Genomic DNA, 20,454 nt, shown 5'->3' with positions numbered 1-20,454 from the left:
ACCGAGGAGAAACCCCCCATGACCGTCCGGCCTCTCGCCGCCGTCCTGGCCGCCACCGCGGTCGCCGTGCTGCTGCCGCTGACCGCCGCCGCCACCGCCTCCGCCGAGCGCCCGCTGCCCGAGCCGTTCGAGGCCACGCACCTGCGGCTGACGACGAAGTTCGTCAGCGACCGCGCCAGGGGCGGCTTCACGTACCTCAACTGCGACCCCGTCGGCGGCACGCACCCCGCGGCGGAGTCGGCCTGCACGGACCTGACGAAGGTCGACGGGCGGTTCGAGGACCTGTCCGACAAGCAGGGCGCCTGCACGATGCAGTACGAGCCCGTGGAGCTGCACGCCACGGGCACCTGGCGCGGCAAGCCCGTCGACTACGTCTCCGAGGTCTTCCCCAACCCCTGCGTGGCGGACCTCGCGACCGGCGGGAACGTCTTCCACTTCTGAGGTCGCGTCCCCGCCGGCCGCACCGCGGTCCGCTACTCCCCCACGACCGTGATCCGGTCGGCCGCCGGCGGCGCCAGGGGCTGGTCGGCGCTGGAGTTGGCCGTCAGGTAGCTCTCCAGCGCGGCCAGGTCGTCCCCGCCGACCAGCGGGTCCGTGCCCGCGGCGAGGGTGGCGAAGCCGTCGCCGCCGCCGGCCAGGAACGAGTTGACGGCGACCCGGTAGGTGGCCGCCGGGTCCAGCGGCTGCCCGTCGAGCCGGACCGAGTCGGCGACGACGCGGTCGGCGCCGGCCTTCGTCAGGTCCAGGGTGTAGGTCAGCCCGGCGGACGGCTGGAGGATCTTCGGCGACGCCTCGTTGGCGCCGCCGACCTGCTCGCGCAGCACCTGGAGAAGCTGCTCGCCGGTCAGGCTGGTCAGGTTCACGGTGTTGGAGAACGGCTGGACCGTGAAGCCCTCCCCGTAGGTGACGACCCCGTCGCCCTCGCCGCCGGATGCCGCGTACGTGATGTCCGCCCGGATCCCGCCGGGGTTCATCAGCGCGAGCTGCGCGCCCTCGTCGAGGGTCCTGGCGTGGGCGAGCTGCGCGTCCGCGATGAGGTCGCCGAGCGGCGACTCGGTGCCCGCGCGCGGGATGTCGCCGGAGACGTAGCCGACGGGCTTGGCCGCGATCGGCGCGGCGAGCGCGTTCCACTCCTCGACCAGCGAGGTCATGTCCGGCGCCTTCGGCTGCTCGCGGTCGACCACGTGGTTCTCCGCGTGCGGCAGCTTGGTCGCGGTGCGGACGATGTCGCCGCTGCGGCGGTCGTACGTGAGCGTGGTGTCGGTGTAGAGCCGGCCGAAGGACGACGCGGAGGTGACGCTGCGCGGCTTGCCCTTCGGGTCGGGGATGGTGCAGGCGTACGGCTGGTGGGTGTGGCCGGTGACGAAGGCGTCGACGCTCGCCGTGGTGCCCTTGGCGATCTCGGCGACCGGACCGGAGATGCCGGCGCCGGGGCCGGGGCTGTCGCAGTCGTAGTTGTACGCGCCGCCCGCCGAGGCCGCGGGGAACCCGCCCTCGTGGACGAGCGCGACGATGGACTCCACGCCCTTCCGCCGCAGTTGCCTGGCGTACGTGTCGAGCGTCTCGATCTCGTCGTGGAACGTGAGGCCCTTGACGCCCTCGGCGGAGACGATGTCGGGGGTGGCCTCCAGCGTCACGCCGATGAAGCCGATCTTCACGCCGTTCTTCTTCCAGACGTGCACCGGGTCGAGGACGGGCTTGCCGGTCTTCTCGTTGGTCACGTTGGCGGCGAGGTAGGGGAACTCGGCGCCCTCGAAGGCGCGGCCCTCGGTGTAGCAGCCGTCCTCGGGGTGGCAGCCGCCGTCCTGGAGGCGCTTCAGCTCGGCGCTGCCCTCGTCGAACTCGTGGTTGCCGACGCCCGCGACGTCGAGGCCGAGGCCGTTCATGGCCTCGACGGTGGGCTCGTCGTGGAAGAGGCCGGAGATCAGCGGGCTGGCGCCGACGAGGTCGCCGGCGGCGGCGGTCACGGAGTAGCGGTTGCCCTCGCGGGCGTCGCGCAGGGAGGTGGCGAGGTACTCGACGCCGCCGGCGGGGATGGTCTTCTTCGAGCCGTCCGGCTGGAGTTCGGTGACCTGGCCGGAGGAGCCCTGCGGGGGTTCGAGGTTGCCGTGGAAGTCGTTGAAGGACAGGAGCTGCACGTCGACGGTGCGGCCGTGCCCGTGCCCGTGCCCGTGGCCGTGTCCGTGCCCGTGGCCTCCGCCGTGCCCGCTTTCCGCGCCCGCCGGCTGCGCCGCGGCGAAGAGGCTGCCGGCCACCGCCAGCGCGGCTGCCGCCGCCGCGGCCCTGCGCCCCCTCCGGGTCGTACGAACCCTGCCTGCCCGCTGTGCTCTTCGAGACCTCACCATGAACGCCCCCTCGGCGCGACGCGGAAACACCGCTGGGCAGCTTACGGTCGACGCGCGTAGCGCGTCTCCAACAAAGACTGAACGATTCCCAAAGCTTGTCCCGCGTGCCGCTGGCCTTAGGCTTCCTCCATGACGGAGTCCGGTACGACCGACAAGGGGAAGCCGCGCGGCAGGCGCATCGACGTGCTCGACGAGCTGACGCCGTCCCAGTCCCACGCCGTGCTCGGCATCATCGACGCCGCCGCCGAGACCGACGGCCGGCAGGCCGTCTCCGAGCAGGGCCGGCTCACCCTGCGCAGAGGCCACCGCGACGGCGTCAAGCACCTCCTCCTCTACGACGGCACGGAACCGGCGGGATACGCCCAGCTTGAGGAGACCGACCCCGTCGAACCGCCGGCCGCCGAGCTGGTCGTCCACCCCGCGTACCGCCGCCGCGGCCACGGCCGGGCCCTCGGCCGCGCGCTGCTCACCGAGTCCGGCCAGCGGATGCGGCTGTGGGCGCACGGCGGCCACCCCGCCGCCCGGCACCTCGCCCAGCTCCTCGGCCTCACCCTCTTCCGTGAGCTGCGCCAGTTGCGCATGCCGCTCGCCGGGTTCGCGGCGGACGGCGTGGGGGAGGCGCGGCTGCCGGCGGGGGTCACGGTGCGTACGTTCCGGCCCGGCGAGGACGACGCCGACTGGCTGGCGGTCAACGCCGCCGCCTTCGCCCACCACCCCGAGCAGGGCTCGCTGACGCAGACCGACCTGGACGACCGCATGGCGGAGCCGTGGTTCGACCCGCGCGGCTTCTTCCTCGCCGAGCGGGCGGGGAAGGTCGTCGGCTTCCACTGGACGAAGGTGCACAGCGCGGAGCAGCTCGGCGAGGTGTACGTGCTGGGGGTGCACCCCGACGCGCAGGGCGGCGGCCTCGGCAAGGCGCTGACCACGATCGGGCTGCGCCACCTGGCGTACGAGCGCAGCATGCCGACCGCCATGCTCTACGTGGACGCCGACAACGCCCCGGCGGTCGCCGTCTACGAGGGGATGGGCTTCCGGACCCACGAGACGGACCTCATGTACCGCACGGAGGGGTAAGCGGCGCGCAGCCACGGTCACACCGAGGGTTAGTCGGGGCGTTACCGTCGGTTCAACCGCGGTTGCGACCATCGACGGATGCAGCAGCGCTCCGCCGCGAACCTCTCCACCGTGCCGGGTCAGGCCCGTACGCGGGAGAATGAGGGCATGGACGACAGCTCGCCCCTCGTCACCACCGCCCAGCCCGCGCAGCCGGCCCAGCCGTCGGTGGGCTCGATAGCCGCCCGCCGCCCGCACCCGGTGGCCCCCGCCATGCAGCGCGCCGCCCAGCAGATCGACCCGGACATCGACGCCGACGCCGACGACTACGACGGGCAGGAGGCGGACGAGGAGCTGCCCCAGGGCCGCTTCCTGGACCGCGAGCGAAGCTGGCTGGCGTTCAACGAGCGGGTGCTGGAGCTGGCCGAGGACCCGGCCACCCCGCTGCTGGAGCGCGCCAACTTCCTGGCGATCTTCGCCAGCAACCTGGACGAGTTCTTCATGGTGCGCGTCGCCGGCCTCAAGCGCCGTATCGCCACCGGCGTCGCCACCCGGTCCGCCTCCGGGCTCCAGCCGCGCGAGGTGCTGGACCTGATCTGGAACCGCTCGCGTGAGCTGATGGCACGGCACGCCGCCTGCTTCCAGCAGGACGTGCAGCCGGCGCTGGCCGACCAGGGCATCCAGCTCATCCGCTGGGCCGACCTGGGCGAGAAGGAGCAGGCCAGGCTCTTCACCCTCTTCCGGCAGCAGATCTACCCGGTACTCACGCCGCTGGCCGTCGACCCGGCGCACCCGTTCCCGTACATATCGGGACTCTCCCTCAACCTCGCGGTCGTCGTCCGCAACCCCGTCAGCGGCCACCGCCACTTCGCCCGGGTGAAGGTGCCGCCGCTGCTGCCGCGGCTGCTGGAGACCGCCTCCGTCGGCGGCGCGCAGCGGTTCGTACCGCTGGAGGACGTCATCGCGGCCCACCTCGAAGACCTCTTCCCGGGCATGGAGGTCCTGGCCCACCACGCCTTCCGGGTCACCCGCAACGAGGACCTGGAGGTCGAGGAGGACGACGCGGAGAACCTGCTGAAGGCCCTGGAGAAGGAGCTGATGCGGCGCCGCTTCGGGCCGCCGGTGCGGCTGGAGGTGGAGGAGTCCATCGACCCGTACGTGCTGGACCTGCTGGTGCGCGAGCTGAAGGTCTCCGAGGCCGAGGTCTACCCGCTGCCGGGGCCGCTCGACCTCACCGGGCTCTTCGGCATCGCCTCGCAGGACCGGTCGGAGCTGAAGTACCCGAAGTTCGTCGCCGGCACGCACCGCGACCTCGCCGAGGTCGAGTCGGCGTCCGCGCCCGACATCTTCGCGGCCCTGCGCGAGCGCGACGTGCTGCTGCACCACCCGTACGACTCCTTCTCCACCTCCGTCCAGGCGTTCCTGGAGCAGGCCGCGGCCGACCCGGACGTGCTGGCCATCAAGCAGACGCTGTACCGCACGTCCGGCGACTCGCCGATCGTCGACGCCCTCATCGACGCGGCCGAGAGCGGCAAGCAGGTGCTGGTGCTGGTGGAGCTGAAGGCGCGCTTCGACGAGCAGGCGAACATCAAGTGGGCGCGGAAGCTGGAGGAGTCGGGCTGCCATGTCGTGTACGGGCTCGTCGGGCTGAAGACGCACTGCAAGCTGTCGCTGGTCGTACGGCAGGAGGGCGAGACCCTGCGCCGCTACAGCCACGTCGGCACCGGCAACTACCACCCCAAGACCGCCCGGCTCTACGAGGACCTGGGGCTGCTGACCGCCGACCCGCAGGTCGGCGCCGACCTCTCCGACCTCTTCAACCGGCTCTCCGGCTACTCGCGGCGCGAGAACTACCGCAGGCTGCTGGTCGCGCCGACGTCGGTGCGCGAGGGCCTGGTCCAGCGCATCCACCGCGAGATCACGCACCACCGGGCGGGCCAGCCCGCGTACGTGCGCATCAAGGTCAACTCGATCGTCGACGAGGCCGTCATCGACGCCTGCTACCGGGCGTCGATGGCGGGCGTGCCGGTCGACATCTGGGTGCGCGGCATCTGCGCGGTGCGGCCGGGGGTGGCGGGCCTGTCGGAGAACATCCGGGTACGCAGCATCCTCGGCCGGTTCCTGGAGCACTCCCGGGTCTTCGCCTTCGGCAACGGGGGCGAGCCGGAGGTGTGGATCGGCAGCGCCGACATGATGCACCGCAACCTCGACCGGCGCATCGAGGCGCTGGTCCGGGTCTCGGACCCGGCGCACCGGGAGGCGCTGAACCGGCTGCTGGAGACGGGGATGTCCGACACCGTCGACTCCTGGCGCCTGGACTCCAACGGCGACTGGACGCGCAACGTGGTGGACGACGCGGGCGTCAGGCTCGCGAACGTACAGGAAATGCTCATCGACGCCCGGAGGCGCCGGCGTGTCATCACGTCCTGAGACATCCGCGACGGCCACGGCCGCGCCGGGCGGCGCCTTCGCCGCGGGCGAGGTGCTGGCGGGGTACCTGAGCACGCAGGCGACGGAGCTGCTGCGCGGCCTGCGGGACCTCCCGGCGCAGGACGCGGGCGCCGCGGCGGGCGCCGCGGCGGGCGCCGCGGCCGTCGCGGGGGCGGTCCACGACGCGGCGTTCCGCATCGCGGACACGCTGGGCACCTTCGGTCCTTTACTGGACGCGGAGTGGGCGGAGCGGCTGGAGGGGGAGCTGTACTGGCTGGGCACCACGGTGCTCCGCGAACACGTGTACGCGGCCCGGCGGGACCGGCTGGTGGGGGCACTGCGCAGGCTGTCGGGCGAGGAGGAGCCGGGGGACCTCGCGGTCGGCGGCGCGGGTGCTGCCGGTACGGACGGGAGCCGGCACCCGGCGGTCGGCGGGGTGGAGGCCGGGGACGCGGCCGTCGGCGCCACGGCCGGGGGCGGCGCGGTGCCGGGCGCACGGCCCGGGGGCGGCGGCGAAGCCGCGCCCGCGCCGACGGGTGGCACCCGTGGTGCCGGGCCGGCAGCCGCCACCGCCACCGCCACCGCCGACGCCGCGGAGCAGCGGCCGGGCGGCGGTTCGCGTACGTCGGCGGGCGCGACCCGCGAGGGCCGGCCCCGGGACGGGGCCCCTGGACACGCTTTCGGTACCTCCGCGGCCGGTTCCGCGTCCGCCTCCGCCGGGGCCGCGTCCGACGTTGCCGCGTCCGCCGGGGGCGGATTGTGTGCCTCCGGATCCTCCGGCCCGCGCTCCGGCGCCTTCGCCACCGCCGCGCCCGCGCCCGGCGGCGCTGCTGCCGGGGCCGGGTCCGGGCGGGTGTCCGCCTCCGGTACGCGGCGTACCGGCGTGGCCTCCACCTCCGCGCCCGGGGCGGCGCGGGCCGCCGCGCTGCTGGAGCGGCGGTTGGGGCTGGCGCGGAGCCGGGCGCACTCCGAGGCGCTGGGCGCGCTGACGTCCGCGCGGTACCACGCGCTCGCCGACGCCGTCGCCCTGCTCGTCTCCGATGCGCCGCTGACCGGCGCCGCCCTGCGGCCCGCCGCCGCGCTGCCCCGGCACCACGACGAGCTGCGCCGCCTGCTGACCGCCGCCGTCGCCGCGCTGCCGCTGGCCCGCGCCGGCCGCCCGTACAACGCCGCCGCCCTCGCCCGCGGGCTCGCCGCCCCCCGCCAGGCCGCCGCCGGCGCCACCGCCGCCGACGACCGCGACGACGCGCCCTGGCGGCACGTGCACGCCCTCGTCCGCCGCGCCCGGCACGCCGCGGAGATCCTGGCGGCGTGCCCGCCCGGCACCGTCCCCGTACGCCCGCCGGGGCCGCCGCTGCCCGCCGCGGGCGCCGCGCTCGACCGCGACCGCGAGGCCGTGGAGGCCGCCGCCGCTGCCGCCTCCGCCGCCGCCACCCCGCGGATCGCCCCCGCCACCGCCTACGCACTCGGCGTGCTGCACGCCGACCAGCGCCACGAGGTGGAAGCCGCGCGCTTCACCTTCGGCAGGCTCTGGCTGACGAGAGGGGAGCAGGAGTGAACGAGCACCAGAAACACCCGGCCGACCCGATCCGCGCCGCGGGCTGCGTGCTGTGGCGGTCCGCACCGGCCGCCGCCGGCGGGCTGGAGATCGCCCTCGTCCACCGCCCCAGATACGACGACTGGTCCCACCCCAAGGGCAAGCTCAAGTCCGGTGAGGAGCCGCTGGCCGCCGCGCTCCGCGAGGTGGCGGAGGAGACCGGCATGGCCTGCGAGCCGGGCGCCCCGCTGCCCACGACCCGCTACCGGGTGGCCGACGGCCGGCCCAAGGAGGTCCGCTACTGGGCCGCGCGGGCGGGCGCCGGCGCGTTCGTCGCCAACGACGAGGTGGACCGCGTCGACTGGCTGCCGCCGGCCGCGGCCCGCCGCAGGCTGAGCCACGTCCACGACCGCGCCCTCGTCGACGCGCTGCTGGCGGCGCTGCCCTCCGAGGCGGCCTGAGCCCTCCCGGTCAGACCGCCGGGCAGGCCGCAGGTCGGGCCGCCGGTCAGGACGCCGCGTACTGCTCGGCGAACTCCCCGGTCGGCGCGATCGGGGTGATCACGTCGATGAGAATCCCGTTCGGGTCCGCGACGATGAAGTGCCGCTGCCCGAACTCCTCGCTGCGCAGCCCCAGCTCGGGCTTCAGCCCTTCGCGTACGACGAGCCGCTCCCACTCCGCGTCGACGTCCGTGACCTCGAAGTTGAGCAGCATCCCCCGGGCGGGCGCGCGGTAGCCCTCGGGGACCGTGGGGTGCGCGGGGTCGAGCAGGGCCAGCTCGTACGGCGGGTCGCCCGGCCGGCGCAGGCTCACGTACCAGTCGGCCTCGAAGGTCACCTCGAAGCCCATCAGCCGGACGTAGAAGTCGCGGGACTCGGTCAGCCGGCTCGTGCCGAGCACGGGATAGAAACTGGTCAGCTCCATGGCCGACTCCTTTCACGTACCATCGGTATGTCAAGACCGTAGTTCGCGTACCATCGGTACGTCAAATGGGATCGGGGTGGGCATGGCCGCGCGCGGCGGAGTCAGGGCGGAACAGCGGGCGCAGACCAGGCGGGCGCTGCTGCGCGAGAGCCGGCGGCTCTTCGCCGGCCGCGGCTACGGGGCCGTGGGGCTGGCCGAGATCGTGCGCGCGTCCGGGGTGACGAAGGGCGCGCTCTACCACCACTTCGACGGCAAGGCGGACCTCTTCCGCGCCGTGCTGGAGGAGGTGCAGCAGGAGGTCGGCCGGCGGGTCGCGGAGGCCGCCGGCCGGCACGCCGACCCGTGGCGGCAACTGACCGCCGGCTGCCGCGAGTTCCTCACCGCGAGCACCGACCCCGAGATACAGCGGATCATGCTGGTCGACGGGCCGGCGGTGCTGGGGTGGAGCGAGTGGCGGACGATGGACGAGGCGGCGTCCGCGCGGCATCTGACGGAGGCGCTGACCGGGCTCGTCGCGGCGGGGGTCGTGGCACCGCAGCCGGTGGCGCCGCTGGCGCACCTGCTGTCCGGCGCGATGAACGAGGCGGCGCTCTGGCTCGCCGACCCCGGGCACGACCCGGGGTCCGGCGATCTGGCCGACACCTGGGCGGCGTTGGAGCGGATGCTGGACTCGCTCCGTACGGCCCCTACTCGGCGCGCTCGCCCGTCAGGTGCGTGAACGCCGCCAGGTTGCGCGTCGACTCCCCGCGCGCCGTACGCCACGCGTACTCCTTGCGGATCGCCGTCGCGAACCCCAGCTCCAGCAGCGTGTTGAAGCTGCCGTCCGCGGTCTCCAGCACCGTGCCCAGCACCCGGTCCAGCTCGTCCGGCGTCACCGCGGCCAGCGGCAGCCGCCCGGCGAGGTAGATGTCGCCGAGCCGGTCGACGGCGAAGGACACCCCGTACAGCCGGGTGTTGCGCTCCAGCAGCCAGCGGTGGACGCCTGCCTCGTTCTCGTCGGGGTGGCGGATCACGAAGGCGTTCACCGACAGGGAGTGCCTGCCGACGATGAGCTGGCAGGTGGTCGACAGCTTCCGCGTGCCGGGCAGGGAGACGACGTACGTGCCCTCCGCGGGCGACTCGTAGTCGATGCCCGCTTCCCGGAGGGTGTCCTCGATGACCTTGCCCGCCGCACCCGCGGTCGTGTCCGTGCTCGCTGCCTCAGCCATGCGGCGATCGTAGGCGACCGGGCCCGCCGCCCACGCGCGGTCGTACGCCGCGGGGGTGCCCGGCGACCGCCGCGGCGTACACGTCGGCCGTCGCGCGGGCGGCGGCGTCCCAGCCGAAGCCCGCCGCGTGCCCCGCCGCCGCCGCGCCCATCCGGTCGGCCAGCGCCGGGTCGGCGGCCAGCCGCCCCAGCGCGTCGGCGAAGTCCGCCGGGTCGTGGCCGTCGACCAGCAGCCCCGTGACACCGTCGCGCACCGCGACCGGCAGCCCGCCGACCGCCGCCGCGACCACCGGCGTCCCGCACGCCTGCGCCTCCAGCGCGACCAGCCCGAACGACTCGCTGTACGACGGCATCACCAGCACCGACGCCGCCCGGAACCAGCGCGCCAGCGCCTCCTGCGCCACCGGCGGCGTAAACCGTACGACGTCACAGATTCCCAGCCGCGCCGCCAGCTTCTGGAGCGCCTCCGGCTTGGCCAGCCCGCTGCCGCTCGGCCCGCCCACCACCGGCACCACCAGCCGCTCGCGCAGCGCCGGCGTCCGCTCCAGGAGCAGCGCCACGGCGCGCAGCAGCACGTCCGGGGCCTTGAGCGGCTGGATGCGGCCGGCGAACAACGGCACGAAGGCGTCCGGCGGCAGCCCCAGCGCGGCGCGCGCGTCCGCACGGGCGGCGGCACGGGCGTCGGCGCGGGCGGTGGGCGGTGACCCGGCCGGTCCGCCGGGGCAAAAGACGTCGAGGTTCACGCCGGGGCGCACGATGTCGACCCGGGCGGGGTCGGCGTCGTAGTGGTGGATCAGGTCGTGCGCCTCGTCGTCGGTGTTGGCGACGAGCCGGTCCGCGGCCCGCACGATCTGGCTCTCGCCGATGACGCGGGCGGGCGGCTCGGCGGTGTCGCCGGTGGCGAGGGCGGCGTTCTTGACCTTGGCCATGGTGTGCATCGCGTGCACCAGCGGCACGCCCCAGCGCTCGGCGGCGAGCCAGCCGACGTGGCCGGAGAGCCAGTAGTGGGAGTGCACGAGGTCGTAGTAGCCGGGGCGGTGCCCGGCCTCGGCCTGCATCACGCCGTGCGTGAACGCGCAGAGCTGCGCGGGCAGCTCCTCCTTGGCCAGCCCCTCGTACGGCCCGGCGTCCACGTGCCGGACGAGCACACCGGGCGCCAGCTCGACGACCGGCGGGAGGGCGGCGGTGGTGGCGCGGGTGAAGACCTCGACCTCGACGCCGATCTCGGCGAGCCGGCGGGCCAGCTCCACGATGTACACGTTCATGCCGCCGGCGTCGCCGGTGCCCGGCTGGTGGAGGGGCGAGGTGTGCACGGAGAGCATCGCGACGCGACGCGGCCGGCGGTGTCGCGCCAGGGCGCGGAGCCGGGACAGATGGTGGCTCACGGCTGCTGGTTCCTCCTCGGAATCGCCGTCATCCCCGCCGTGAGGGTGCGAACACCGCGGGTGGCGGCTTCATTCCCGGGGGGCGCGCGGCAGGCGGGTCACGTGCCCCATCCCCCGCGGCGCGACCGCCGCCCACGCCACCGTCAGCTCGCCCTGGCGCCAGCGGCCGGGCCCGTCCGTCAGCGGCCAGTCAGCCGACAGCGCGCTCGCCGTACGGATCCAGCGCTGCCGTGCGCCCAGCGGCGCGTACGGTGCCGCCGCCGCCCAGGCGCGGTCGAAGTCGCGGAGGAACGTGTGCACCGCCTCCCCGGCGACGTTGCGGTGGATCAGCGCCTTCGGCAGCCGCTCCGCCAGGTCCGAGGGTGCGTCGAGGGTCGCGAGGTGGGCGGCGAAGGTGACGGTGCGGGGGCCCTCCGGGCCCAGCGCCACCCACACGTGCCGCCGGCCCGCCTCGTCGCACGTGCCCTCCACCAGCAGCCCGTCCGGGCCGAGCCGTTCGGTGAGCAGGGCCCACGCCGCGGGGACCTCGTCCTCGCCGTACTGCCGCAGCACGTTGGCCGCCCGGATCAGCGCCGGGCGCACCCCGCCGGGCAGCGGCACCTCGAAGCCGCCGCGCACGAACGTCAGGCCCGCGCGCGCGTACGGGCGCGCCGCCGCGACCCGCTCCGCGTCGATCTCCACGCCCGCGACCTCGGCCGTGGGGCACGCGGTACGGAGACGTTCCAGCAGCTCGACGGGGGTCCAGGGGGCGGCGCCGTAGCCGAGGTCGACGGCGACGGCCCGGCCCTCGGCGCGCGCGGTGCGGCGCAGGGCGCTGCCGTGGGCGGCGGCGATCCAGCGGTCCATCCGGCGCAGCCGGTTGGGGTTGGTCGTCCCGCGGGTCGCCGATCCGACCGGCCGGGCGGGTCGCGCGCCGGACGCGCCGGACGCGGGACCTGAGGGCCGCCGATGGGACGCCATGGGTTCCAGCGTACGAGCCGCGCCAAATCCCCCCGCGCCCCCGGACCGCGCTCCGCGCGGTGGCCCGCCCCGGCGGCGGGGCCGGGTCAGCGCGGGACCCGTACCCCGGCGGCGCGCAGGGCGGCGACGAGCCGCCTGCGGTGCGGTGTGCGGAGCTGGATCGCCTCGCCCGCGTGCAGGTGGAGGTCCACGCAGCCCTGGACCGGCCAGGTCCCCGGCTGGTCGACGGCGCCCAGCAGCGCCGTGAGCGGGACGTCCAGCGCCGCGCCGTCCGCGCCGCGCAGCAGCCGCGCGTCCGCCGTCACGGCGACCGCCCCCGGGCGCTGCGGGCCGCGGTCCCACGCCGCGGGCCCGGTGGCGTCCCGGCCGGCGGCGTTCAGCCCGTAGCGCACGGGCACGGCCCGCGCCGCGCCGCGCCGCCCAGCGCCGCACACGCGGGGGCCGCGGCGGCGGCGAGCGCGCGGTCCGCCCGGCGGCGTACGACGAGCGCGCACGGCAGCAGCAGCGCCGGCACCCCCGCCCCGATCCCCGCCGCGACCGCGACGTTGGCGACGGTCCGCGGGCTCACGGCCACCGCGACCGCGAACGCCACCAGCACCGGCGCGGCCATCGCGGCGAGCAGCAGCACCCTGCGCCGCTGCGGCGCCGCCGACTCGGGTCGCGCCAGCAACTCCCGCATCAGCCGCCGGTTGCGCGCCAGGATCTCCGCGGGCGTCACCGGGCGCTACCCCGTCGCCCCGGACGCACCCTCGCCCTCCGCCTCGTCCACGAACACCGACCGGCCCGCGATCACCGCCACCAGACCCGCCAGCTCCCCCGCCTGGAGCGGGTTCAGGCTCGTACCGACGACCAGCAGCCCCCGGCCGCCGCCCACCGGCGTGGCCAGCGCGCCCGCGAGACCCACCTGCACCGGCTCCTCGCCGACGCCCTCGGCCCCCGCCACCGCCGCCACCGGCAGCGCCGGCCGCGCGACGAAGCCGAAGCCCATCCCCATGTCCGTCGCGTACGCCTCCGTGTACGCCGGCGCCGCGCTGTAGTGCTCCGCGAACACCGCCGTCATCAGCTCGCCCAGGTCCAGGTCAGACGGGCTCTCCGGCACCTCGACCACGCCCGCGAACACCAGCCACGCCGCCTGCTCCCCGCTGCTCGGCAGCGGCGCCGTGACGATGCCGTTCATCAGCACCCCGTCCGCGTACAGCACGTCGTGCCACGCCACCAGCGCGTCGGTGAACTGCTCCCGCCGCTCCGCCGCCGTCCGCGGGTACGTCAGCCGCACCAGCTCCGCGCAGCGGGCGCGGGTGGCCTCGCGGTCGGCGCCGTCGGCCATCAGGTCGAACCAGTCGGTGGGCGCGTACAACTGGATCCGGCCGGGCGTCAGCGTGCCCATGGGGCCACCGTGTCCTTGTTCGTCAGCGGGCCGAAGTCCCAGGTGAGGAGCTTCCCGGCGGTCTCGATGGTGTCGTGCGAACCCTCGGCGGTGAAGGCGTTGCCGGTCCAGGTGGTGAAGTACTGGCCGGTGCGCATGCCGAACTCGCGCACGCTCATGCTGTACGAGGCGCCGCGCGCGAGCTGGAAGTAGCCCTGCGGCAGCTCCATCGCGGGCAGCCGGCCGCCGAGTTGGGCGACCATCCGCGTCGGCTGGTTGCTCGCCTTCGCGGCGGCGAGGATCTCGTCGCCGAAGCGGGCGCCGAGCTTGCCGAGGCCGAAGCCGACGGCGTCGAGGATGACGTCCTTGGTGGTGAGGGCCTTGAGGAAGCTCCCGGTGGTGCCGACCGCGGAGAGGTAGTGCGCGACGAGCGCGACGCCCGCGAGGGCGAGCGAGGCGGCGCCGAGGAACTGGAGCCCGGGGACGAGTGCGAGCAGGCCGGTGACGGTGCTGAGCAGGCCGGCGATGTCGCCGAGCGTCTTGAAGAGCGGGGCCAGCTCCTTGAGCGTGCCCATCGGGTCCATCACGGCCTGGCCGATGGCCTCCAGCGCCCCGCCGACCGCGTCGCCGAGCTTGTCCCAGAAGCCGGGCTCGTTGGGGGCGATGTCGAGGGCCTTCTTCAGCCGGGTGGCGGCGTCGCGGCCCTCCTGCTCGTAGTCGTCCTGGAGGCCGTGCGCCCGGCGGCGTACGTCGGCGAGCGGGTCCTCTTCGGACCCGGACCCGGCATCCGCGCCCTTCTTCCCGTCCTTGCCGTCTCCGCCGTCCTCGTCTCTCTTCTCTTCTTCCTTCTTCGCCTCCGCGTCCGCCGTCCGCTTCAGCTCGGCGGCCTCGTCCTCCAGCCGCAGCGCCGCCCGCTGCCGGCGGTCGATGTTCTCGGCCCAGTCGGTGAGGACCGTACGGGCCGTGGAGAAGGCGCTGTACGCGTCCTTGACCTTGGGGCGGAAGTCGTCGGCGAGCAGCGCCCGGAAGGCGTCGGCGGCCTTGCCGCGCCAGTCGCCCTCGTCGGCGCCTTCCAGGACCCGGCATATCTCGCCCAGCGCGTCGGAGGTACGGCGGACGGTGGCGGCGGTGTCCTTGGCTGTCTCGTAGTCGCCGGGGCAGGGCACGAAGCCCAGCGTGGGGAAGTCCGCGGTGGTGGGTGCGCTCACTTCTTCGCCGCCTCGGACAGCGCGGCGGCCAGGTCCTTGTCGAGGTCGGCGAAGCCCTTCTCGATCTGGTCGAGCGCCTCCGCCGCGCCCTTGGCGAATTTACGCAACTGCCCGAACCCGTATGACCACTCGTCGCCGAACTCGTCCATGCGCCGCTCCAGCGCGCTCGCACCCATGGCCTTGGCGTCCACATCCGCCATGGCGCGGGCGGGCTTGTCCAGGACTTCACCGATATGTGCAAGGTTGTGGCGGACGCGCTTGAGCATGGCGTTGTCGATGTACAGGTCGGACACGGGGTCCCCCTCGGACCGGAACGGCGGGCTCTCCGAGGGGCAGACGCTACCTGTGTGACGTGTGAGGTTCCTAGGCGGGTCTCCCCGACGATTCTTCGACAGCCTTTTCGGCCGACTCCGCGGCCGGCTTCCGGACCGGCGCCGACACCGACTCACCGACCGGCGCCGGGAGCGGCTCCGCGAACGGCGCCGCGGTCGACTCCCCGGCCGACTCCGTGACCGGCGCCGGGCCCGACTCCACCGCCGGAACCGGGTCCTCCGTCGGCAGCCCGCGCATCAGCAGCAGGTACCCCGCCGCCGCCACCGTGCCCACCGCCGCGCACCCGGCCCACAGCCACCCCGCCCCGACCGCGTCGATGACCCACCCGCCCAGCAGCGGGGCGGCGAGCGAGGCGACCGCCCAGGACGTCGTGTACATGCCCTGGTACCGCCCGCGGCCGTGCACGGGGGAGAGGCGGACGACGATGCTGGTCTGCGTCGGGGCGTTGATGATCTCGCCCAGGGTCCAGACGCAGACGACGAGCGCGTACGCCGCGACCGACTCGGCGAAGACGTTGAGCCCGAACCCGTAGCCGGCCAGCAGCGAGGAGAGGATGAGCAGCGTGCGCGGGTCGCGGTGCTCGATGAACCGGGTCACGGGTATCTGCACGACGACGATCAGCACGCCGTTCACGGCGATGGCGAGCCCGAAGTCCGAGCTGGAGAAGCCCTGGTCGCCCATCGCCACCGGCAGGGACACGTACGCCTGCATGAAGATGAGCGCGATCAGGAACGACAGCCCGACGACCCCCATGAACCGCCCGTCGCGCACCACCGTGCCCAGGCTCACGGAGTCCGCCGCCTCCCCCGCGGCGCCCGCCGGGCGTTCGGGCCGGGACTCCGGGAGCTTGACGAAGACGAGGATCGCGCAGACGAGGGTCAGGGCGCCCTCGATGAGGAAGCCGGCCCGGTAGCTGTACTCGGCGATGAAGCCGGCGCCGGTGGAGGAGACGGCGAAACCCAGGTTGATCGCCCAGTAGTTGAGAGAGAAGGCCCTGACGCGGTCCTTGGGCGGGACGATGTCCGCCATCATCGCCTGCACCGCGGGCCGGGAGGCGTTGGACGCCATGCCGACGGCGAAGGCGACGGCGGGGACGGCGACGGGGTGGGTGGTGAAGCCGAGCACGGCGACGGTCACGGCCGTCGAGGACTGCGCGAGCATCAGCGTCGGGCGGCGCCCGAGGCGGTCGGCGAGCACGCCGCCGCCGAGCGAGGAGATCACGCCGCCGAGCCCGTACACCGCGGCGACCAGCCCGGCGTACGAGGCGGAGTGGCCGCGCTCCTGCGTGAGGTACAGGGCCATGAAGGTGGCGACGAAGCCGCCGAGCCGGTTGACGAGCGTGGACGTCCACAGCCACCAGAACTCGCGGGGCAGACCGGAGACGGTCTCGCGGGTGGCGCGTCCGATGCGGGAGACGGGCACGGCAAGAACCCCCGGATGTAAGTGGCGCGAAAGATGAGGGGATATTACGAAGCGACGCTGCCCTCACGCCACCGAATTGACGGCTGCCGTCAATCCGGGCCCCGAGCGTGGGGAGATGCCCGCTCTATTAGGCTCGGAGCCATGGCCGACGCACCGTACAAGCTGATCCTCCTCCGCCACGGAGAGAGCGACTGGAACGCCAAGAACCTGTTCACGGGCTGGGTGGACGTGAACCTCACCGACAAGGGCGAGAAGGAGGCGGTGCGCGGCGGTGAGTTGCTGCGCGAGGCCGGCTGGCTGCCGGACGTCGTCCACACCTCGCTGCTCAAGCGCGCCATCCGGACCGCGAACCTGTCGCTGGCCGCCTGCGACCGGCACTGGATCCCGGTCGCCCGCTCCTGGCGGCTCAACGAGCGGCACTACGGCGCGCTCCAGGGCAAGGACAAGGCGCAGACGCTCGCCGAGTTCGGCGAGGAGCAGTTCATGACCTGGCGCCGCTCGTACGACACGCCCCCGCCGCCGATCGCCGACGACAGCGAGTTCTCCCAGGCGCACGACGCGCGCTACGCGCACATCCCCAGCGAGCTGCGGCCGCGCACCGAGTGCCTCAAGGACGTGCTGGAGCGGTCGCTGCCGTACTGGTACGACGGCATCGTGCCGGACCTCCAGGCCGGGAAGACCGTGCTGGTCGGCGCGCACGGCAACAGCCTGCGGGCGCTGGTCAAGCACCTCGACGGCATCTCCGACGAGGAGATCCCGGGCCTGAACATCCCCACCGGCATCCCGCTCGCGTACGAGCTGGACGGCGACCTCCGCCCCGTCACCAAGGGCGGCACGTACCTCGACCCGGACGCCGCCGCCTCGGCGATCAAGGCCGTGGCCAACCAGGGCAAGAAGTAGCCGGGCGGCCCCCCTCCGCCGGCGCCTTTCGTACGTACACCGCAGCCCCTACCCGTCGTCGTCAGGGCAGGGGCTGCGGGCGTCTCGTCGCAGGCGTCGTCTCGCGGCTCAGCCGCAGCTCCCGCCGCAGTTGCACGACCCGCCCGACTGGCACCCGCAGGAGCAGCCGGGGCCGCAGGAGCAGGCGCTCAGCTTCGGCAGCGGGGTCATCTTCGGGCGCATCCGCGGCGGCCGTGCCGTGACGCGCGGGTCGGCACGGGTGCGGGAGGTGAACTCTTCCGGCATCGGGTCCTCCTAGCAGGGGTGTTCCCTTCGACGGAAGGCTGCCCCGGCCCCCGGGGCGCACATGCGGGCGCGCGGATGCATCTCCGGCCGTCGTACGGCCGTACGCCCCCGGGGCCGCGCCCGGCGCGTGAGCCGCCTCCGGGCGCGCCCGGCGCGCGCGGGTTCCGTGCCCCCGCGCTCCCTCCGCTACGCCCCGTCGACCGGCCCCGCCGCGCTCAGCTCGTCGGCGTGCTCACCGGTCACCAGATACACCACCCGGCCCGCGCAGGACACGGCGTGGTCGGCGAAGCGCTCGTAGTAGCGGCCGATCAGCGTCACGTCCACGGCGGTCTCGATGCCGTGCTTCCAGCGGTCGTCCATCAGGTGCTGGAAGATCTTGCGGTGCAGGTAGTCCATCCTGTCGTCGTCCTGCTCCAGCTCCAGTGCCAGGTCGACGTTCTTGGTGGTGACGACCTCCGCGGTCTTGGCCATCAGCCGCTGCGCGAGCTGCCCCATCTCCAGCACGGTGGCGTGCAGGTCGTCCGGGATGCAGCGGCCGGGGTAGCGCAGCCGGGCGAGCTTGGCGACGTGCTTGGCCAGGTCGCCGGCGCGCTCCAGGTCGGCGCTCATCCGCAGCGACGTCACCACGATGCGCAGGTCCGTGGCCACGGGCTGCTGCCGGGCGAGCAACTGGATGGCCCGCGTCTCCAGCTCGCGCTGGAGGTCGTCCACCTTCTCGTCGCCCGCGATCACGCTTTCGGCGAGCTGTAGGTCGGCGTCGAGCAGCGCTGCCGTGGCACGCCCCATCGCGGAGCCGACCAGCCGGGCCATGTCGACCAGGCCCTCGCCGATCGAGTCCAGCTCCTCGTGGTAAGAGTCCCGCATCCCAGTGTCCGTCCGTCCTCTTTGCCGATTTATGCAGCATCCACCATGCAGGGGACGGCGCGCCACTTAGTGAATCGAGACCGACCTGAGGGTGAACTCTTGGCGACCAGTGTTCGAGACGGCACCCGGATGGCTGTGGAAGGGGTCGGCATGGTGCCTAACCTGGAGTCATGGACGTGAACGCGGCGGTCGCCGCGGCGGCAGCGCTCGCCGGTCTGTGCACCGGCGTGATCGCCGTGCTCGCGTTTCGGTGGAGCGAGCGTGAGCAGGCCAGACCCACGCGCACCTCGCTGCACACGGACGCGGTACTGCCGCCCGGCGTGGACACCGTGCTCTCGGTCCTGCGCTCCTCCGCCGTCGTGCTCGACGAGGACGACGCGGTCGTCAAGGCCAGCTCCGCGGCGTACGCCCTGGGGCTGGTGCGCGGCGGCCGGCTGGCCGTCGAGCCGATGCTGGCCATGGCCCGCGACACCCGGCGCGACGGCGAAATACGGCAGGTCGAGCTGGACCTGCCCCGGCGCAGCGGACGCGGCGAGGCGCTGGCGGTCTCCGCCCGCGTTGCGCCGCTCGGCTCCCGGCTCGTCCTGCTGCTCGTCGAGGACATGACCGAGGCCCGCCGCATCGAGGCCGTCCGCCGCGACTTCGTCGCGAACGTCAGCCACGAGCTGAAGACCCCGGTCGGCGCCCTGTCCCTGCTCTCCGAGGCGGTCATGGACGCCGCCGAGGACCCCGAGGCGGTGGAGCGGTTCGCCGGCCGGATGCAGGGCGAGGCGACGCGGCTGACCAGCCTCGTACAGGAGCTGATCGACCTCTCCCGGGTGCAGAACGACGACCCGCTGGAGGACGCCGAGCCGGTACGGGTCGACGAACTGGTCGCCGAGGCCACGGAGCGGTGCCGGCAGCAGGCCGGCGCCAAGCAGATAACCATCGCCACCGGCGGCCAGGCCGCACTCCGCGTCTGGGGCCACCGCGGCCAGCTCGCGGCGGCGCTGGGCAACCTGGTGGAGAACGCCGTGAACTACAGCCCGGCCCGTACCCGGGTCGGCATCGCGGCCCGCCGGCTGCCCGCCGGCGGCGGCGACCTGATCGAGATCGCGGTCACCGACCAGGGCATAGGCATCTCCGAGAAAGACCGCGAGCGGGTCTTCGAGCGCTTCTACCGGGTCGACCCGGCGCGCTCGCGGGCCACCGGCGGGACCGGACTCGGTCTCGCGATCGTCAAGCACGTGGCCGCCTCGCACGGCGGGGAGGTCACGGTGTGGAGCGCTGAGGGCCAGGGCTCCACCTTCACCCTGCGGCTGCCCGAGGCCGCACGTCCGAAGAGCGGCCGGCCCGACACCGGCCGCAGCGGAGCTCTCATCGGCCCGGAGGACCTCGACGGCGAGGACCGGCTCCGGCTCGACGGGACCGACGCGACAGACACAGCTCCGGAGGTCATTCCGTGACCCGCGTGCCCACCGCCCGGCGCGGCTCCACCCCTCGCCGCCCGGCTCCCCCAATCCCGTACTGTCCGTTCACCTCGGAGGTCAGAGCGTGACCCGGGTTCTCGTGGTCGAGGACGAGGAATCGTTCAGCGACGCACTGTCGTACATGCTCCGCAAGGAGGGCTTCGAGGTCGCCGTGGCCACCACGGGTCCCGAGGCGCTCGACGACTTCGACCGCAACGGCGCCGACCTGGTGCTGCTGGACCTCATGCTGCCGGGGCTGCCCGGCACGGAGGTGTGCCGCCAGTTGCGCGGCCGGTCCAACGTCCCGGTCATCATGGTGACCGCCAAGGACAGCGAGATCGACAAGGTCGTCGGGCTGGAAATAGGAGCCGACGACTACGTGACGAAGCCCTTCTCCTCCCGGGAGCTGGTCGCCCGGATCCGCGCGGTCCTGCGCCGCCGCGGCGAACCGGAGGAGGCGGAGCCGGCGGCCCTGGAGGTCGGCCCGGTGCGGATGGACGTCGACCGGCACGTGGTGACGGTCGCCGGCGACAAGGTCGACCTGCCGCTGAAGGAGTTCGACCTGCTGGAGATGCTGCTGCGCAACGCGGGCCGGGTGCTGACGCGGATGCAGCTCATCGACCGGGTCTGGGGCGCCGACTACGTCGGCGACACCAAGACGCTCGACGTCCACGTCAAGCGGCTGCGCGCGAAGATCGAGCCGGACCCGGGCGCGCCGCGGTACCTGGTGACGGTCCGCGGCCTGGGCTACAAGTTCGAGCCGTAGACCGGCCGGTGCGGCGGGTGC

General features: G+C 74.1%; 22 protein-coding genes. 9 read left to right on the top strand and 13 right to left on the bottom strand.

All coding sequences use genetic code 11. The annotated features are described in order from the left end of the window. The first annotated feature begins 18 nt into the window (after positions 1-18). Entirely contained in the window at positions 19-441 is a 423-nt protein-coding gene (locus QBL21_RS32135; RefSeq protein ID WP_407565738.1) for an SSI family serine proteinase inhibitor, read from the top strand. A 32-nt stretch (positions 442-473) separates the two neighbouring features. Here QBL21_RS32135 and QBL21_RS32130 read toward each other — a convergent pair whose 3' ends face one another. After that, positions 474-2,345, bottom strand: a complete 1,872-nt coding sequence (locus QBL21_RS32130) for a bifunctional metallophosphatase/5'-nucleotidase (RefSeq protein WP_407565737.1) — start codon at positions 2,343-2,345, stop codon at positions 474-476. 129 nt (positions 2,346-2,474) lie between these two features. Here QBL21_RS32130 and mshD point away from each other — a divergent pair, with 129 nt between their 5' ends. From mshD to QBL21_RS32110, 4 genes are all read left to right on the top strand, one after another. Then, positions 2,475-3,419, top strand: a complete 945-nt coding sequence (gene mshD, locus QBL21_RS32125; protein WP_407565736.1) for a mycothiol synthase — start codon at positions 2,475-2,477, stop codon at positions 3,417-3,419. Positions 3,420-3,566: 147 nt separating this feature from the next. Continuing rightward, complete coding sequence (locus tag QBL21_RS32120; RefSeq protein WP_407566640.1) at positions 3,567-5,828, top strand: RNA degradosome polyphosphate kinase; 2,262 nt, start codon at positions 3,567-3,569, stop codon at positions 5,826-5,828. A gap of 436 nt (positions 5,829-6,264) precedes the next feature. Then, on the top strand, positions 6,265-7,386 hold the full coding sequence (locus tag QBL21_RS32115; RefSeq protein ID WP_407566639.1) for a metal-binding protein: 1,122 nt from the start codon (positions 6,265-6,267) through the stop codon (positions 7,384-7,386). Next, positions 7,383-7,826, top strand: a complete 444-nt coding sequence (locus QBL21_RS32110; RefSeq protein WP_407565735.1) for an NUDIX hydrolase — start codon at positions 7,383-7,385, stop codon at positions 7,824-7,826. The genes QBL21_RS32115 and QBL21_RS32110 overlap by 4 nt, the downstream gene beginning before the upstream one ends. Positions 7,827-7,872: 46 nt before the next feature. On the opposite strand, the gene QBL21_RS32105 is transcribed toward QBL21_RS32110, so the two are convergent. Then, positions 7,873-8,289 carry a VOC family protein gene (locus QBL21_RS32105; RefSeq protein WP_407565734.1) on the bottom strand — a complete coding sequence of 139 codons (417 nt, stop codon included), beginning with the start codon at positions 8,287-8,289 and terminating at the stop codon, positions 7,873-7,875. An 82-nt stretch (positions 8,290-8,371) separates the two neighbouring features. On the opposite strand from QBL21_RS32105, the gene QBL21_RS32100 reads away from it, so the two are divergent. Continuing rightward, a complete protein-coding gene (locus QBL21_RS32100; RefSeq protein ID WP_407565733.1) occupies positions 8,372-9,007 on the top strand; it encodes a TetR/AcrR family transcriptional regulator in 636 nt (211 codons plus the stop codon). Here the strand turns inward: QBL21_RS32100 and QBL21_RS32095 are convergent. The 9 genes from QBL21_RS32095 to QBL21_RS32055 all read right to left on the bottom strand — a co-directional run bounded on the left by QBL21_RS32095 (position 8,976) and on the right by QBL21_RS32055 (position 16,170). Beyond that, positions 8,976-9,497: a YbjN domain-containing protein gene (locus QBL21_RS32095; protein WP_407565732.1), complete on the bottom strand. Its 522-nt coding sequence runs from the start codon at positions 9,495-9,497 to the stop codon at positions 8,976-8,978. The two genes, QBL21_RS32100 and QBL21_RS32095, sit on opposite strands and share 32 nt — an antisense overlap. Then, the gene (mshA, locus tag QBL21_RS32090; RefSeq protein ID WP_407565731.1) at positions 9,490-10,881 is read right to left on the bottom strand and encodes a D-inositol-3-phosphate glycosyltransferase; all 1,392 of its coding nucleotides are present in this window, start codon (positions 10,879-10,881) and stop codon (positions 9,490-9,492) included. The genes QBL21_RS32095 and mshA overlap by 8 nt, the downstream gene beginning before the upstream one ends. Positions 10,882-10,950: 69 nt before the next feature. Beyond that, positions 10,951-11,841 carry a class I SAM-dependent methyltransferase gene (locus QBL21_RS32085; protein WP_407565730.1) on the bottom strand — a complete coding sequence of 297 codons (891 nt, stop codon included), beginning with the start codon at positions 11,839-11,841 and terminating at the stop codon, positions 10,951-10,953. 86 nt (positions 11,842-11,927) lie between these two features. After that, on the bottom strand, positions 11,928-12,239 hold the full coding sequence (locus QBL21_RS32080) for a hypothetical protein (protein WP_407565729.1): 312 nt from the start codon (positions 12,237-12,239) through the stop codon (positions 11,928-11,930). Then, entirely contained in the window at positions 12,218-12,559 is a 342-nt protein-coding gene (locus QBL21_RS32075) for a hypothetical protein (protein ID WP_407565728.1), read from the bottom strand. The genes QBL21_RS32080 and QBL21_RS32075 overlap by 22 nt, the downstream gene beginning before the upstream one ends. Positions 12,560-12,565: 6 nt before the next feature. Next, a complete protein-coding gene (locus tag QBL21_RS32070; RefSeq protein WP_407565727.1) occupies positions 12,566-13,228 on the bottom strand; it encodes a hypothetical protein in 663 nt (220 codons plus the stop codon). Continuing rightward, positions 13,216-14,415 carry a putative T7SS-secreted protein gene (locus tag QBL21_RS32065; protein ID WP_407565726.1) on the bottom strand — a complete coding sequence of 400 codons (1,200 nt, stop codon included), beginning with the start codon at positions 14,413-14,415 and terminating at the stop codon, positions 13,216-13,218. Before QBL21_RS32065 ends, QBL21_RS32070 begins: the two co-directional genes overlap by 13 nt. Next, positions 14,412-14,708 carry a hypothetical protein gene (locus QBL21_RS32060; protein WP_407565725.1) on the bottom strand — a complete coding sequence of 99 codons (297 nt, stop codon included), beginning with the start codon at positions 14,706-14,708 and terminating at the stop codon, positions 14,412-14,414. The genes QBL21_RS32065 and QBL21_RS32060 overlap by 4 nt, the downstream gene beginning before the upstream one ends. 70 nt (positions 14,709-14,778) lie before the next feature. Then, entirely contained in the window at positions 14,779-16,170 is a 1,392-nt protein-coding gene (locus QBL21_RS32055) for an MFS transporter (RefSeq protein WP_407565724.1), read from the bottom strand. A gap of 141 nt (positions 16,171-16,311) precedes the next feature. Here QBL21_RS32055 and QBL21_RS32050 point away from each other — a divergent pair, with 141 nt between their 5' ends. Continuing rightward, positions 16,312-17,070, top strand: a complete 759-nt coding sequence (locus tag QBL21_RS32050; RefSeq protein WP_407565723.1) for a phosphoglyceromutase — start codon at positions 16,312-16,314, stop codon at positions 17,068-17,070. A gap of 108 nt (positions 17,071-17,178) precedes the next feature. On the opposite strand, the gene QBL21_RS32045 is transcribed toward QBL21_RS32050, so the two are convergent. After that, positions 17,179-17,355: a hypothetical protein gene (locus tag QBL21_RS32045; RefSeq protein ID WP_407565722.1), complete on the bottom strand. Its 177-nt coding sequence runs from the start codon at positions 17,353-17,355 to the stop codon at positions 17,179-17,181. A gap of 186 nt (positions 17,356-17,541) precedes the next feature. After that, a complete protein-coding gene (gene phoU / locus QBL21_RS32040; protein ID WP_407565721.1) occupies positions 17,542-18,219 on the bottom strand; it encodes a phosphate signaling complex protein PhoU in 678 nt (225 codons plus the stop codon). 170 nt (positions 18,220-18,389) lie between these two features. Between phoU and QBL21_RS32035 the strand changes: the two genes are divergently transcribed. Beyond that, entirely contained in the window at positions 18,390-19,664 is a 1,275-nt protein-coding gene (locus QBL21_RS32035; protein WP_407565720.1) for a sensor histidine kinase, read from the top strand. 88 nt (positions 19,665-19,752) lie between these two features. After that, entirely contained in the window at positions 19,753-20,433 is a 681-nt protein-coding gene (locus QBL21_RS32030) for a response regulator transcription factor (protein WP_047016404.1), read from the top strand. Positions 20,434-20,454: the final 21 nt, after the last annotated feature.

It is taken from the genome of Streptomyces sp. 184 (assembly GCF_045781775.1).
In the GTDB taxonomy this organism is placed as follows: domain Bacteria; phylum Actinomycetota; class Actinomycetes; order Streptomycetales; family Streptomycetaceae; genus Streptomyces.
Note: the sequence above shows the minus strand (reverse complement) of the source record. Positions and strands in the feature narration are given on the sequence as shown.